This is a genomic window from Clostridium beijerinckii (genome assembly GCF_008705175.1).
In the GTDB taxonomy this organism is placed as follows: Bacteria; Bacillota; Clostridia; order Clostridiales; family Clostridiaceae; genus Clostridium; species Clostridium beijerinckii.
In genome coordinates this window covers 3,373,106-3,386,360 of record NZ_CP043998.1, presented here as the reverse complement: position 1 = coordinate 3,386,360, position 13,255 = coordinate 3,373,106, and the positions used below count along the sequence as shown (strand labels likewise).

The window sequence follows — 13,255 nt, the reverse complement described above, 5'->3', positions numbered from 1 at the left end:
GACATTAAATGAGATTTTTTAGAAATAAATATTTAGTTCCTGTGTGGACAATTTTGCGTATATGGCTAGGCTATCAATGGATAGTTCCAGCAATAGAGAAACTTAAGGATCCAACCTGGGTAGGAAGTCAATCAGGTGTAGCGATAACAGGATTTTTAAAAGGAGCTTTAGCTAAAGCAACCGGAGATCATCCATCAGTACAGTTGTGGTATGCAAGATTTGTTGAAAGTGTTGCTTTGCCAAATGTAGGAGTATTCACGTATGTAGTTCCAGCCGGAGAACTTCTTGTTGGTATTAGTTTAATCCTTGGAGCTTTTACTATAGCAGGTTTGATTGGTGGAGCATTTATGAATCTAAATTACTTATTAGCAGGAACTACTAGCACTAATCCAATTTTATATACTGCAGCTATAATTTTAATGGCAGCTGGAGCAAACGCTTATAAAATTGGGATTGATCAGTTAATTGTATCCTTTTGGAAAAAGAAATATGGTAAACAATAAATATAGCATAGAAAATAAAAATATAACAAAAAAGAAATTAAGTCTTTAGACGTGATAATGAAGGGAGTCAAAAAACAATGAAAAAGAAAACAATTAGAGGTGCAATATTAAGTTTAATTCTTACGTTAGGCCTTTCAACAGCAGCTTTTGCTGATGGAATGGGTAACATGGATATGGGGAAAGGAACAGAAAAAAGTGTAAATGGTATAAATGCAGAATTAACGTTTAATAAAGATAACAAAGTTAAAACCGGTGATAATGATGTAATGATCACATTGCATGATAATAATGATAAAAAAATTGAAAATGCTGATGTTAAGATTAGTGCAGAAATGGACAAGAACTCTGATATGGGCATGGATATGAATGGTAAAAAGCCAATTGAAGTATCATTAGAAAATAGTAAAGATGGTCAATACATGGGGAAAATTAATTTCACTGATAAAGGTAAATGGGTTATTACAGCTAACATTATGGTAAATGGAGAACAGAAGGATGTAGAGTTTGATGCGGATGTGGTTAGCAGTGGACCAAACTGGGTAGTTATAGGTGGATTTGTAGGAATAGTGGTAGTAATAATTATAGTAGCTGCAGTAAAGAAAAAAAGTAGCAAATAAAGATAAAGAATAGAGGTGATAGTTTAATGTCGAAGTTGGACAAGAAACTTAGTGATGAAACAAAGGCATCACAAGAGCAAAGAGGAAATAATTTATTAAATAATAAAATACTTAAGAGCTTCATTAAAAGTAAGTGGTATCCAGGAATATTTCAGCTATTTGTAGGAATAGTATTTGCATTCATCGTGTTTGAATTACTAACTGGACCTGACGAAGCTCACGATAACTTTGGTACAGCGGGAACTTGGGTATTGTGGTGGCCTATACTTCCAATACTATTATTTTTAACAGGTAGGTTTTGGTGTGCTATATGTCCATTTGGAGCCTTAAGTGATGTAGTACAAAAATTTGTAGGAAGCAAAAAGCCAGTACCCAAATTTCTAAGAAAATACGGAGTATGGCTTATAGATGCAATGTTCTTAGCAATTACATGGAGTGATCACGTTTTTGGAGTCGTTGAATCACCTAGAGGTTCAGGAACATTACTCCTACTTATTACAATTGGTGTAATATTCTCAGGTGCTTTTTGGGAACGTAGAACCTGGTGTAGATATCTATGTTTCTTAGGCGGATTATCTGGAAATTATTCAAGAGCAGGGATGCTGCAATTACGTGGAACAAAAGATATATGTGCTAAATGTACAGCAGCACATTGTTATAAAGGGAGTGAAAGGGCAGAAGGATGTCCTATGTTTGAATTCCCAAAAACTATGGAAGATAATGCAGAATGTAATTTCTGTGGTAATTGTGTAAAGAATTGTCCTAACAATTCAATTCAAATATCATTGCGTCCACCTACTAAAGAATTATGGTTTATTAGAAAGCCACGATTAGATGCATCATTTTTAGCTGTTGTAATTATGGGTATAGTATTTGTACAAAACATTACAATGTTAGAAATATGGGATGGAATGCTTGCATGGCTTGAAAATGTAACAGGAACACAAAATTATGCTATTACTTTTACTATAACATTTATTATAGCTATGGCTATACCAGTAGCATTGTTATCTATAACAGGATTAGTTGCAAAAACATTTAATAAAGCTTCATTAAAAGAAAATTTCACGAAGTATGGATATGCGCTCATACCATTAGATATGGCTGCACATATAGCTCATAATTTATTCCATTTACTAGCAGAAGGAAAATCTGTATTCTATACATTTATAGAATTATTTGGAGTTGAAATTCAACATACATCTTCAGCTATTTTAGATGACCCAACGATACAAGCGTTTCAGTTTATATTAATAGCAATTGGAACTCTTGGTTCAATATATACTGTATATAAAATATCGAAGAATAATTATGAATCTAAAAAAGTTAGCACAACAATAGTATATTCTATTCTTTTAATATTACTAGCAGTAGTTAATATAATGTTATTCTCACTACCTATGGCAATGCGTATGTAATGATCCTTTATAGCTTATCTAAAAATTATTTTAGATAAGCTATAATATTATTTTTCTTGCATCTTATAAGAAGAATAAATTAATACAAATGAAGAAAGATTAGTTGATAGAGGAGATTAAAAGAAAATGACAATTGAAAAAATTAAGTTATTTATCAGAGCTTCAAGACCTTTTTCTTTAACAGCTTCAGCAATTCCAGTTGTGCTTGGGGAAATATTAGCATTAAAAGAGCCTAATTTTAATCTTGAATATTTTATACTTTCGATCATAGCGATTGTTTTTCTGCAGGCTTCAGTTAATTTACTGAATGATCATGATGATTTTATAAATAAAGTTGATACAAAGGAATCTCATAGTTCTAGCGGAGTTGTTGTTGAAGGCTTGCTGACTTTAAAAGAAGTTTATAGAAGCGGTATTCTATTACTTATTTTAGGATGTTTAATTGGTTTGTTTTTAGCTTACAATGTAGGCATTATGATTCTCATTTTAGGGATTGTTGGAGCTTTATGTGGATATTTTTATACGGGAAAACCGTTAATGATCAAATATAGAGGATTAGGTGCACCTTTAGTATTTATAATTTTTGGACCATTGATGACACTTGGAGGGTATTATTTGCAGATGCAGGAGTTTACCGTGCAGTCGTTTTTAATATCAATCCCAACAGCACTTCTTACTACTGCAATATTGCATGCTAATGATATTAGGGATATAAAACATGACAAGAAAGCTGGTATTAAAACACTGTCAATAAGTGTAGGCTATAAGAATGCACAAATAGTATATTCAAGCTTGATTATACTTTCGTATATTTCACTCATCATAATGATTATTTTTAAATATATTCCTTATTTAAGTTTGATTTGTTTATTAACAGTATCAGCTGCTGTTAAAAACATTAACAAATTAAGAACAGCTGGAGATTCAAGTAGTAATATCGCAGAACTTGATAAAGAGAGTGGAAAGCTTCAAGGTCAATTTGGAATTCTTTTAATTTTATCTATACTTTTAGCTTATATTTTATAGAAAGGTGGCAAAGTTTTGGAGAGAGAGAAAAGTAAGAATAAGATCATTATTTCTTCATTAATTATAGCTACAATATTGTGGTTTGTAATATTTGTATTAAAACCATTTAATTTTTGGATTGAAATGGGAGTATCCATATTATCGTTAGTAATGGTAGCTTTGTTTTCTGAAAAGAACTTAATTTCATTTAGAAATATAAAGTTAAGACACATATTAATCGGAATTATTTCAGCAATAATATTGTACTTTATTTTTTATGCTGGAAATATAATTTCAGGATATTTGTTTCCATTTAAAGATGCTCAAATCGCATCAGTTTATAGCAATAGAGCACAAGGAAATTCATTACTTATTGGAGCTCTACTATTATTTATAATAGGGCCGGGAGAAGAAATATATTGGCGTGGATTTATACAAAACAATCTTGCAAAAAAATTTGGAGAAGATAAAGGATATATATTTGCAACGCTATTGTACGCTGGTGTTCATATAATTACATTGAACTTTATGCTTGTGGTAGCTGCCTTAGTATGTGGAATGTATTGGGGATGGATTTATAAGAAAGAAAAAAGCCTTGTTCCAATAATAATATCTCATGCAATTTGGGATTTCACAGTATTTGTTTTGTTTCCACTAATGTAATAAGATATATGGAAATCAAAAATAGTAGTTAAAAAGCTTAATTTAAAGAAATATAACTAATTTAAATACTTATTAGGTTTTATAAGCATAAAATAAAAGAATGTGTGGTGGTTATAATGGCTGAAATTAATGTAACAGATGTGGAAAAGATTTTTTCTGTTATTGCAAAGAGATATGATATGTTAAATTCAATATTAACTTTAAACATCGATAGATTATGGAGAAGAAAAGCAATAAAGATATGTAATATTAAGGAGGGGCATCAAGTATTAGATCTGTGCTGTGGTACAGGACAAATGATTAATTATGAATGTAAGGCGGTTGGAAAAAATACAACAGTTATTGGTGTAGATTTTAGCCAAGAAATGCTTAACGTTGGGGCGAAAAGGCTAAATCAATCATTAAAGGATTATACGTATGAATTAATTAAAGGCAGTATTTTAGAATTGCCCTTTGAAGAAAATACTTTTGACTGCATCACAATTGCTTTTGGGTTAAGAAATATTCCAGATAAAAATAAAGCATTATCAGAAATGTATAGAGTTTTAAAACCAGGAGGGAAAGTGGTATGTTTAGAGCTTTCTAAACCTAATATACCTATTTTAAAAAATATATACGACTTATATTTTAATCATGTGTTACCAGCAGTAGGTTCAATAGGTACAGGTGATAAAAAAGCGTATTATTATCTTAGAGATTCGGTAAATAATTTTATGAATAAAAAGCAGCTTAAGGATGCGCTTGAGAAGATAGGTTTTAAAAATTCAGAATATGAATCTTTAACTTTTGGAATTGCATCTATACATTATGGCAATAAATAAAGTTAAAGTTATATCTAATATATTTATTATAAAATGGAATGTTAAACTATAGTAATATTAAACAATATAAAGGTAGCTAGCTATTAGCCGCCTTTATTTATTTTGATGAATTAAATACAAGTATTAACACAAATTTGAAGCATTTTATTTAATCTAGTATAATTAAATATATGGTTTCATTAATAAACTTATATTTAAACTTTTAGTAAGTAAAGTAAGGTACTTGATTAAGAAAAAAATATAGGAACTTAACCTTATCATATATATCAATATTTATAATAGATTTAGGTATTACGTGCTTTAAATATATAGTAATCCAAGGAGGATAAAAAAGTGGCAAGACCAACTAAATTTAGAAGAGTGGAATTTTTCCCAGAAGATGATTATTTTGTACCATGTGGAAAGCCAAAATGTCAAATCGAAGAAATAGCTTTAAAAGTGGAAGAACTTGAAGCCATGAGATTAAAGGATATTGAGGAGTTAAATCAAGAAGAATGTGCTGAAAAAATGCAGGTATCGAGGCAGACATTTCAGAATATAATAGATAGCGCAAGAAAAAAAGTAGTTACAGCTCTAACAGAAGGTAAGGCAATAAGGATAAGTGGTGGTCATTATACTACAAAGCTTTGTAAATTTAAATGTGCAGAATGTGAAACAATTTATGAAATAAATTATGATCAAGATAGAGCGGTATGCCCAAGTTGTGGATCTGATAAAGTTATGTGCAATAAAAAAGCAGGATTTTGTAAAAATTGGTGTAAAGGAAATAATATAGAGTAGTAAGTTATTTAAAGTTATAGAAGCTTAAGCTTATGAAAGTAAATAATAATAGACCAATATAATATTGAGTCTATTATTATTAGATATATTAGTTATGACATTCGTGATTGTGACACGAATCTCCAGAATCTATAAGAGAACCTTCAAGCCATTTTTCAGCAACTGCTTTTACATCTCCAGAACATCCACGTAATACTTCTATTCCTGCGTTGCTTAAAACTCTTACCGCTCCTTCACCCATATTGCCAGCAAGTAAAACTTTAATACCCATATCAGAAAGCGTAGATGCTATATTAGATTTGCAGCCACATCCAGCTGGAGATTCAAGGGTTTCAGAATCTATTATTTTTTTGGCTTGTGTATCAACTGTGAAGATCGTGTAATATTCACAGTGTCCGAAATGATCATCGATATTGTTATTACGTGAGGGTAATGCAATTTTCATAATATAAACCTCCAATAAGTATATAAATCTAGCATATGTAGCAAATAAAATTGTTGGCATATGCTATTTATATATTATAATAAACTTATTAATGGCATATGTCAATAATATAAAATTAATAAAAAAATATGTAATTTCAGTTAATTACAACATAAGTCTAAGTTAGTAAAAGCTATTTATCTATATATTAGGTCTTTATTAAAATGTGACTAAATCACATAAAAATTTTTATAAATAATTTATAATGTATAATAAAGGTAATATATCATAAAATCTCATGTTTATAAGGAAAGGACAAGCTATGGAATATTTTCTATTATTTTTAGAAGGAATTATAGCATTTATATCACCATGCATTTTGCCTATGATACCTCTTTACATATCGTATTTTGCAGGAGACAATATAACAAATAATAAGAATAAGTATAATGCATTAGTAAATTCTTTAGGGTTTGTATTGGTATTTACAGTGATATTTACGCTGCTTGGAAGTCTTGCAGGGTCTTTTGGAAGTTTCATAAAAACTGAAAGTAATATCATTAATATAATAAGCGGATTAATATTAATTGTTTTTGGAATCAATTATATTGGGTTATTTAAAATATCATTTTTAGAAAGAAGTTCAAAGATAAATGTGCAAATAAGAACTTTTAAGTTTTTATCATCAATTTTATTTGGAATGATTTTTGCAATAGGATGGACACATTGTGTAGGCACATTCTTAAGTGCAGCTTTAATGATTGCAGTTAACTCTCACGATATATTAAAAGGGACACTAATGCTTTTAATATACAGTATAGGACTTGGAATACCTTTTATAATATGCGCTATTTTAATAGATAGCTTAAAAGATACTTTTAACTTAATAAAACGAAATTACAAAATTATAAATATGTTATCTGGGTTAATCCTTATAATTGTAGGAATTGCAATTATGACTGGATATCTAAACAAATTAATTTCATTCCTTACAATCTAGGAGGTTTTTATGAAAAATAAAAAATTAATATTAACAGTAACAGCAATAGGTTTTGCAGGATTTTTAGCTATATCATATTTGGCATATAACTCATTAGGTCCCAAATATGATAAGAAAGATATAAACATAAGTAAAGATACTTCTCAGGATAAAGAAGAAGAGACTGACACTCCTACTGTACAAGATAAAAAAGCGGAAAAGGACTTTGTTGTATATGATGAAAAGCTTAATAAAGTGAAGTTATCAGATTATAAAGGAAGACCTGTTATAGTAAATTTTTGGGCTAGCTGGTGTCCTCCTTGTAAAGAAGAAATGCCTCTATTTAATAAACTTTCAAGTAAATATAAAGCAGAAGAATTAACAGTTTTAATGGTGGATTTAACAGATGGTCAAAGAGAAACAATGGATAAAGCTAAAAAATATATATTAGATAATGATTATGAGATGAAAATTTTATTTGATAATGATGGAACTGCTTCAATAAATTATAATATTATATATATACCTAGAACTTTATTTATTGATAAAGATGGAAATATAATTGAAGATCATTCAGGAGAAATAACTGAAGATGAATTAAAAAGTCAAGTGCAGCTATTATTGAGTAAATGAGATAAACATTAAATTAAAATTAAAGTATTGATTAATCAAAGAAGTAAAATATATGGTGATTAAGTCACAGAATTAATTTGAAAATAAGACTATACTTTAAGTGTAGGAAAAGAAAAATTTAAATTATAAATTGGAGGAGTTAATTATGGCTAGAATAATAAGCAGTAATGAATTTATTGAAAATGTTGAGAACTCAAAAGGAATAGCAGTTGTTGATTTTTTCGCAACTTGGTGTGGACCATGTAAAATGTTAGCTCCAGTATTTGAAGAAGCTAGTATGGAAGCTAGGGGGAAAGCTAAATTCTTTAAAGTTGATATAGATGCAAGTGAAAGAATAGCAGAAAAGTACGGAATATATGCAGTACCGACTATGATTGTATTTAAAGATGGGAAACCAGTGGAGAATTTAGCAGGCTTTATGCCAAAACAAAATATACTAAATAAAATTAATGCACATTTATAAATAATAGAATATAGGTTTAAATTCAGGCGGATTGCAAAAATCTACTTTTAAAAGTTTCGCTTTGTTTGAATAACTTTTAAAAGTGTATGAAGGCAGATTTGCAAATAAAGCGGTGGAATATGTTTAATCCATCGCTTTATTTAGTATAACTGTATCTAGATTATTATGATTATATATTCTGTATAGCTTAGCTTTAATCACACTTATTCTTACATTTAGCGCAATTAGGATTATACTCTGAAGATTCTAAGTGAATCATAATTTCGGAGTAATTTAGAGATTTTTTTATATCATTTTCAATTCTATCACATACGTCGTGAGCATCTTTAATTCGCATATTTTCAGGAAATACTAAATGTAATTCGATATACCTAATTCGTCCAGATTTTCTTGTTTTAAAGTTATGGTAATTACAATAGATACTCGAAAACTTATTTATGCTATTTTGAATAATTTTGATTTCATCATTAGATAGCTTAGTATCTAAAAGTGGATTGAATGCAGAGATCAATAGTTCAATGGCTTCTTTTAATATAAATATGGCAACTAAAATAGCCACAACTGGGTCTAAAAAATTCAACTTAGTTATCCATATAAGAAACAAACCAATTCCTACACCTAATGATGTATAAACATCAGCTTTTAGATGAAGCGCATCAGCTTCAAGAGCTATAGAGTCTTCTTGTTTAGCAACCTTATATATTTTTCTGGAAACCATAAAATTTATAGCAGAGGAAATAAACATAACTATAAATCCAAGGCCAATTGATTCCACAGATCCAGGAATTGTTAATTTTTTTACTGCTTCAATTATTATCCAAATAGAAGCTGATAGTATAAGAATTGCTTCAATTACGCCAGAAACATTTTCTATTTTTCCATGTCCATAGGGATGTATATCATCAGCTGGTTTATCAGATATTTTAACTGAAAAAAACGCTATTATAGCGGCTAACAAATCCATAGTCGAATGTATAGCTTCAGATATTATGCTTACTGAACCAGTAGCAAGTCCAACAATTAATTTTAGAGTTATTAGGATGCTATTTGATAATAGAGATAATCTTGCAACTTTAACTTTTGCATTCATATAAAACGCCTCCATAATTTAACATAAGTTTTATCATTTGATAAAACAAATTAACACTATATTATATTTATATGCTCTAAAAGTCAATAGGTTAATGTTGAAGTGATTTATCAATTGATAATGATAGCTATTGTGATAAGAGTTAGTGTTGGAATTGAGATTATAATGATTAAATTAATCATTAGCTATGGAATAGGGTATAAGAATTATGCTAGATTTAAAATATATAAAAAATATATTACTGCGCAGGTCAATATGGCCCTTTTGAAAAAATGATTAGTAAATTTAAAGCCTGGAGATAGTGGCTCAGATGTTTTTGAGATACAAAGAAAAATGAAGGAAAAAGCTTATTATCCTGGAAATTTAGATGGCATATATGGAGAAGGAATGAAGCAATATGTAATAAAATTTAGGAAAGATAATAGTATTAAAGAATGTCATGATATTAATAAGGAATTCTATGAAAATCTTGGGATAACCCTAGTAGATTAAGTATATTTAATCTACTAAAGCTAACCAATTATTACATCATCAGCTGCAGTTGATTTAGCAGCATTATTATTATTATTATTATTATTATTATTGGTGTTGTTGCTGTTATTGTTGTTATTTTGTGTAGAATTAGAATTCCTAGATTCCTGTAATACAGTTAAATACTGTTGTTGTGAGGCTATTGTCAGTAGTAAACAACCTATACCCACAAGGAAATTTCCAATAACATTTATTTCATCAGCGTTTTTACCTTTTGCAAGTGAAATAGCAATTGCATTTGTTAAAATTAAAGAATCTTCAGGAGTTAAGTTTTCAAAACCTGTCATGACTTACACCCACTTATATGTAGATTATAATTAATAACTATGATATTTATTTAAATAATATGAGTATAGGATGTATTAAATAAATAATTATAATCTTCATAAGGCGTCTCTAAATCTTTATGTTTTAAAGTAGATATTAAAAATTAAAAAATATCTTTTAATATGAATATTTACTAAAAAATAGAACATCCATGAAATTATAACATATTATATTTTTGAAATAATAAACAAGGAAGAAAAGTATGAATAATGATGGAATGTATTCAGTAGATTATTCAACTGAAACATCAGATTATAACTTAGAGAACGGATACAATAATAATTGGACATATCAGAATTCTAATTTCAGGTCTGTTCCATATTCTATGCTATTTGATGAAATGGAGTACGATTATAGGGCTGATATTCCACAATCAGCAACTGGAAATAGCAAAATGGATCTTAAAGACTATGGACCACAACCTTTGGTAATTAACATTGATAAAGCTACAAAGCAAAATACCAACTTTCGTACTGCTTTATGGACAGGAGAGCATTTCCAAGTTACATTAATGAGTATCAATGTCGGCGATGATATAGGTCTAGAAATCCACCCAGATACTGATCAATTCATACGTATTGAAGATGGTCAAGGAATTGTTAAAATGGGAAAAAGCAAAGATAATCTAGAGTTTCAAGCAAATGCCCGTGATGACTTTGCAATCATGGTTCCTGCTGGAACTTGGCATAATGTTATTAATACAGGTAACAAACCTCTTAAAGTATACGTTATTTATGCACCGCCTCATCATCCACGAGGCACAGTGAATGTAAATAAACCTTCTGAATAAATTTTTGAAGAAAATTAGAATTAAGATAATATAAGTCTAACCCAGCAATTTACGGTCATAGGGTTAGACTTTTTTAGTTTCTGTGAAATTATATATCTAGACAATCTGTGGCATTGTATCACTTATGGGTATAAATTGTGAAAATGGCGGATTAGTAAAAAAATCTAAACTCGCACAGTATGATTATACTGATTAGTATAAAGATGTTAGAATTGTGTTAAAAAACTGCAAGATATATCCATTGTATTTTTATCTAAATTAAGTAACATAACATAGATTTCATTCATATTATATAAGTGAAAAATAGCTTATTATAGCTAAAAAATACGAAAGAGGTGTTTTATATGGGAGCTTATCAAAATGAGTCATATAAAGGACATGGATATTATAAAGCAAGCAGATCTAAAAGCAGTGACAGTAAATCAAGAAGTAATTCAAGTCATTCTAGAAGTAACGAAAGCAGGTCAAAGAGCAATGAAAGTAGATCAAGAAGTAATGACAGCAGATCACAAAGCAACGCAAGCTATTCTTACAGCAGACCATATAGTGAATCCTATAGCAGATAATAGAATTATAGATAGATTTTTATAGAGATTAGTAATATGGATAGGTATTACAACATCAATGAAATAGTAAATGGATATTCAATTATTAAGGTAATAGGCGAGGGAAGATATGGGATTGCATATTTGGCTATAAATGACAAAGGTGAAAAGTTTGTAATAAAACAATTAAAAGAAGATATGCTTGAAAAAACTAGAGAAAAATTGTTCTATGAAGAGAAAATATTACAAGGTTTAGACAATCCTAAATTCCCAAAGTTTATATCAAATTTTAAAGATGAATATAGAGAAGGATATATTTTAGAATATATAGAGGGTATAGTCTTTGAAGACTTGTTAGTTAGAGATGAATATGAATTTAGTAGAAGTGAGATTTATGAAATCGGAGGACAGATCCTAGAACTAATACAGGTACTGCATAATAATAATGTTGTACACCGGGATATTAGACTTCCAAACGTAATATTGAAAGAAAATAAAGAATTATCGCTAATTGATTTTGGGTTAGCTAGAATTATAGATAATAAAAAATATGTTAGAGAGATGGACTACTGGTTTATAGGTGACTTTCTAATTCATTTATATTATTCATCATATGAAGAAACTGAATTAGAAGAAAGACCTTGGTTTGAAGAACTTGATTTGAATTCAGAGGAAAAGATATTTCTAAAAAAACTCATGGGTATTGAGGAAAGTTATAAAGATATTGAAGAAATAAGAAAACAACTTGAAAAAATAAAAAGTATGAATAAATTTTAAAAAATAAACCATGTGATTTAATATTATATATTTAACATCACATGGTTTATTTCAAAACAATCAAAAGATTAAGTGAAGGAGGCATGTATTATGTCAAATTCAATAGAAATATTAAAAATATATAATGAAAGTTTCAGAGCTAATGTGTATTCTAATAAACCTTTTAGAATGATTGGCTTAATTGATGTAAGTATTGAATATATTTACGGAATAGAAAAAGTAACTCTAGCTTTTTTTAGATCATCAGGAACAAATAGTGGAAAAATCAAAGGACTATGGTATCCGATTGTTGGAATAAAGACTATTACAGGTGAATTTACTGAGTTCTCAGAATACTTGAACTTTGTTTTAACAAATACCACAAGAATGGGAATTGCTGATGAGGGGTGGCTTGCTAAATCTTTATTTTTTGCCAGCGAATATACAGATGAATCAGAAATCAGAGGATTTTCAAGTGGGATTCATTATGAAAGTCTTCTAAAAATAGGAGAAACTTTAAGAGATTTATATGAAGAAAACAAATTCCAAGCTATGAGAATACTAAACGCTGAAAAATTAAATAATATACTAACTTCAAAAGAGATATATAAAGATAATAAGCATACTCAAAGGGAAAACTTTGAGAAATTTATACAAGATATATTTAATGAAGTTAATATGATAGATTCAGAAAATTGAGTTAAGAGCAAAGGAAATGAAAAAAGACAACGAGCCAATAATAAATTTAGGTTATTAGCATTTGACAATAAGGCCAAAAAGAATGATATAAAATTGACAAATGCTAATAATTATTGAAATATATTATAAATTAGTGGAACAGTTTTAATTCTATTTTTTCAAGCAATTGGTCAAGTAATGTTTCATCAGAAGCTGTAAAAATTTGGCGCTA

The 13,255-nt window shown here is 28.9% G+C and carries 18 protein-coding genes; 15 read left to right on the top strand and 3 right to left on the bottom strand.

Features of this window, described 5'->3' with window-relative positions; all coding sequences use genetic code 11:
- Window positions 1–8: 8 nt before the first annotated feature.
- The 7 genes from F3K33_RS15135 (at window position 9) to F3K33_RS15105 (ending at window position 5,807) form a co-directional block, all read left to right on the top strand.
- Entirely contained in the window at window positions 9–503 is a 495-nt protein-coding gene (locus F3K33_RS15135; RefSeq protein ID WP_039771460.1) for a DoxX family protein, read from the top strand.
- A 77-nt stretch (window positions 504–580) separates the two neighbouring features.
- Window positions 581–1,120, top strand: a complete 540-nt coding sequence (locus tag F3K33_RS15130) for a FixH family protein (RefSeq protein ID WP_039771458.1) — start codon at window positions 581–583, stop codon at window positions 1,118–1,120.
- Between the two features lie 26 nt (window positions 1,121–1,146).
- A complete protein-coding gene (locus F3K33_RS15125; RefSeq protein ID WP_039771456.1) occupies window positions 1,147–2,538 on the top strand; it encodes a 4Fe-4S binding protein in 1,392 nt (463 codons plus the stop codon).
- 126 nt (window positions 2,539–2,664) lie between these two features.
- Window positions 2,665–3,564: a 1,4-dihydroxy-2-naphthoate octaprenyltransferase gene (menA, locus tag F3K33_RS15120; RefSeq protein ID WP_039771454.1), complete on the top strand. Its 900-nt coding sequence runs from the start codon at window positions 2,665–2,667 to the stop codon at window positions 3,562–3,564.
- A gap of 15 nt (window positions 3,565–3,579) precedes the next feature.
- The gene (locus tag F3K33_RS15115; RefSeq protein WP_039771452.1) at window positions 3,580–4,206 is read left to right on the top strand and encodes a CPBP family intramembrane glutamic endopeptidase; all 627 of its coding nucleotides are present in this window, start codon (window positions 3,580–3,582) and stop codon (window positions 4,204–4,206) included.
- A 116-nt stretch (window positions 4,207–4,322) separates the two neighbouring features.
- Window positions 4,323–5,027, top strand: coding sequence for a bifunctional demethylmenaquinone methyltransferase/2-methoxy-6-polyprenyl-1,4-benzoquinol methylase UbiE (gene ubiE, locus F3K33_RS15110; protein ID WP_023975530.1), 705 nt, complete (start codon window positions 4,323–4,325; stop codon window positions 5,025–5,027).
- Between the two features lie 333 nt (window positions 5,028–5,360).
- Window positions 5,361–5,807: a DUF134 domain-containing protein gene (locus F3K33_RS15105; protein ID WP_012059156.1), complete on the top strand. Its 447-nt coding sequence runs from the start codon at window positions 5,361–5,363 to the stop codon at window positions 5,805–5,807.
- An 88-nt stretch (window positions 5,808–5,895) separates the two neighbouring features.
- On the opposite strand, the gene F3K33_RS15100 is transcribed toward F3K33_RS15105, so the two are convergent.
- Window positions 5,896–6,252, bottom strand: a complete 357-nt coding sequence (locus tag F3K33_RS15100; protein WP_012059155.1) for a NifB/NifX family molybdenum-iron cluster-binding protein — start codon at window positions 6,250–6,252, stop codon at window positions 5,896–5,898.
- 301 nt (window positions 6,253–6,553) lie between these two features.
- On the opposite strand from F3K33_RS15100, the gene F3K33_RS15095 reads away from it, so the two are divergent.
- From F3K33_RS15095 to trxA, 3 genes are all read left to right on the top strand, one after another.
- Window positions 6,554–7,231: a cytochrome c biogenesis CcdA family protein gene (locus F3K33_RS15095; protein ID WP_039771449.1), complete on the top strand. Its 678-nt coding sequence runs from the start codon at window positions 6,554–6,556 to the stop codon at window positions 7,229–7,231.
- Window positions 7,232–7,240: 9 nt separating this feature from the next.
- Entirely contained in the window at window positions 7,241–7,843 is a 603-nt protein-coding gene (locus F3K33_RS15090) for a TlpA disulfide reductase family protein (RefSeq protein ID WP_039771447.1), read from the top strand.
- A 145-nt stretch (window positions 7,844–7,988) separates the two neighbouring features.
- Window positions 7,989–8,306, top strand: coding sequence for a thioredoxin (gene trxA / locus F3K33_RS15085; RefSeq protein WP_012059152.1), 318 nt, complete (start codon window positions 7,989–7,991; stop codon window positions 8,304–8,306).
- Between the two features lie 193 nt (window positions 8,307–8,499).
- On the opposite strand, the gene F3K33_RS15080 is transcribed toward trxA, so the two are convergent.
- On the bottom strand, window positions 8,500–9,396 hold the full coding sequence (locus tag F3K33_RS15080; protein WP_012059151.1) for a cation diffusion facilitator family transporter: 897 nt from the start codon (window positions 9,394–9,396) through the stop codon (window positions 8,500–8,502).
- Between the two features lie 333 nt (window positions 9,397–9,729).
- Here F3K33_RS15080 and F3K33_RS15075 point away from each other — a divergent pair, with 333 nt between their 5' ends.
- Complete coding sequence (locus F3K33_RS15075) at window positions 9,730–9,888, top strand: peptidoglycan-binding domain-containing protein (protein WP_012059150.1); 159 nt, start codon at window positions 9,730–9,732, stop codon at window positions 9,886–9,888.
- Window positions 9,889–9,908: 20 nt separating this feature from the next.
- On the opposite strand, the gene F3K33_RS15070 is transcribed toward F3K33_RS15075, so the two are convergent.
- Window positions 9,909–10,214, bottom strand: a complete 306-nt coding sequence (locus tag F3K33_RS15070; protein ID WP_039771444.1) for a hypothetical protein — start codon at window positions 10,212–10,214, stop codon at window positions 9,909–9,911.
- A 242-nt stretch (window positions 10,215–10,456) separates the two neighbouring features.
- Here F3K33_RS15070 and F3K33_RS15065 point away from each other — a divergent pair, with 242 nt between their 5' ends.
- The 4 genes from F3K33_RS15065 to F3K33_RS15050 all read left to right on the top strand — a co-directional run bounded on the left by F3K33_RS15065 (window position 10,457) and on the right by F3K33_RS15050 (window position 13,044).
- Window positions 10,457–11,044, top strand: a complete 588-nt coding sequence (locus tag F3K33_RS15065) for a cupin domain-containing protein (RefSeq protein WP_039771442.1) — start codon at window positions 10,457–10,459, stop codon at window positions 11,042–11,044.
- Between the two features lie 360 nt (window positions 11,045–11,404).
- Window positions 11,405–11,635: a hypothetical protein gene (locus tag F3K33_RS15060; protein WP_039771439.1), complete on the top strand. Its 231-nt coding sequence runs from the start codon at window positions 11,405–11,407 to the stop codon at window positions 11,633–11,635.
- Between the two features lie 11 nt (window positions 11,636–11,646).
- Window positions 11,647–12,366: a serine/threonine-protein kinase gene (locus tag F3K33_RS15055; protein WP_039771437.1), complete on the top strand. Its 720-nt coding sequence runs from the start codon at window positions 11,647–11,649 to the stop codon at window positions 12,364–12,366.
- 90 nt (window positions 12,367–12,456) lie between these two features.
- Window positions 12,457–13,044, top strand: coding sequence for a hypothetical protein (locus F3K33_RS15050; RefSeq protein ID WP_039771435.1), 588 nt, complete (start codon window positions 12,457–12,459; stop codon window positions 13,042–13,044).
- Window positions 13,045–13,255 lie beyond the last annotated feature (211 nt).

Excerpts from the sequence above, each read along its gene's own strand:
- F3K33_RS15135 (WP_039771460.1), top strand. The coding sequence starts at position 9 with ATGAGATTTTTTAGAAATAAATATTTAGTTCCTGTGTGGACAATTTTG.
- F3K33_RS15130 (WP_039771458.1), top strand. The coding sequence starts at position 581 with ATGAAAAAGAAAACAATTAGAGGTGCAATATTAAGTTTAATTCTTACG.
- F3K33_RS15125 (WP_039771456.1), top strand. The coding sequence starts at position 1,147 with ATGTCGAAGTTGGACAAGAAACTTAGTGATGAAACAAAGGCATCACAA.
- menA (WP_039771454.1), top strand. The coding sequence starts at position 2,665 with ATGACAATTGAAAAAATTAAGTTATTTATCAGAGCTTCAAGACCTTTT.
- ubiE (WP_023975530.1), top strand. The coding sequence starts at position 4,323 with ATGGCTGAAATTAATGTAACAGATGTGGAAAAGATTTTTTCTGTTATT.
- F3K33_RS15100 (WP_012059155.1), bottom strand. The coding sequence starts at position 6,252 with ATGAAAATTGCATTACCCTCACGTAATAACAATATCGATGATCATTTC.
- F3K33_RS15095 (WP_039771449.1), top strand. The coding sequence starts at position 6,554 with ATGGAATATTTTCTATTATTTTTAGAAGGAATTATAGCATTTATATCA.
- F3K33_RS15090 (WP_039771447.1), top strand. The coding sequence starts at position 7,241 with ATGAAAAATAAAAAATTAATATTAACAGTAACAGCAATAGGTTTTGCA.
- trxA (WP_012059152.1), top strand. The coding sequence starts at position 7,989 with ATGGCTAGAATAATAAGCAGTAATGAATTTATTGAAAATGTTGAGAAC.
- F3K33_RS15080 (WP_012059151.1), bottom strand. The coding sequence starts at position 9,396 with ATGAATGCAAAAGTTAAAGTTGCAAGATTATCTCTATTATCAAATAGC.
- F3K33_RS15075 (WP_012059150.1), top strand. The coding sequence starts at position 9,730 with ATGAAGGAAAAAGCTTATTATCCTGGAAATTTAGATGGCATATATGGA.
- F3K33_RS15070 (WP_039771444.1), bottom strand. The coding sequence starts at position 10,214 with ATGACAGGTTTTGAAAACTTAACTCCTGAAGATTCTTTAATTTTAACA.
- F3K33_RS15065 (WP_039771442.1), top strand. The coding sequence starts at position 10,457 with ATGAATAATGATGGAATGTATTCAGTAGATTATTCAACTGAAACATCA.
- F3K33_RS15060 (WP_039771439.1), top strand. The coding sequence starts at position 11,405 with ATGAGTCATATAAAGGACATGGATATTATAAAGCAAGCAGATCTAAAA.
- F3K33_RS15055 (WP_039771437.1), top strand. The coding sequence starts at position 11,647 with ATGGATAGGTATTACAACATCAATGAAATAGTAAATGGATATTCAATT.
- F3K33_RS15050 (WP_039771435.1), top strand. The coding sequence starts at position 12,457 with ATGTCAAATTCAATAGAAATATTAAAAATATATAATGAAAGTTTCAGA.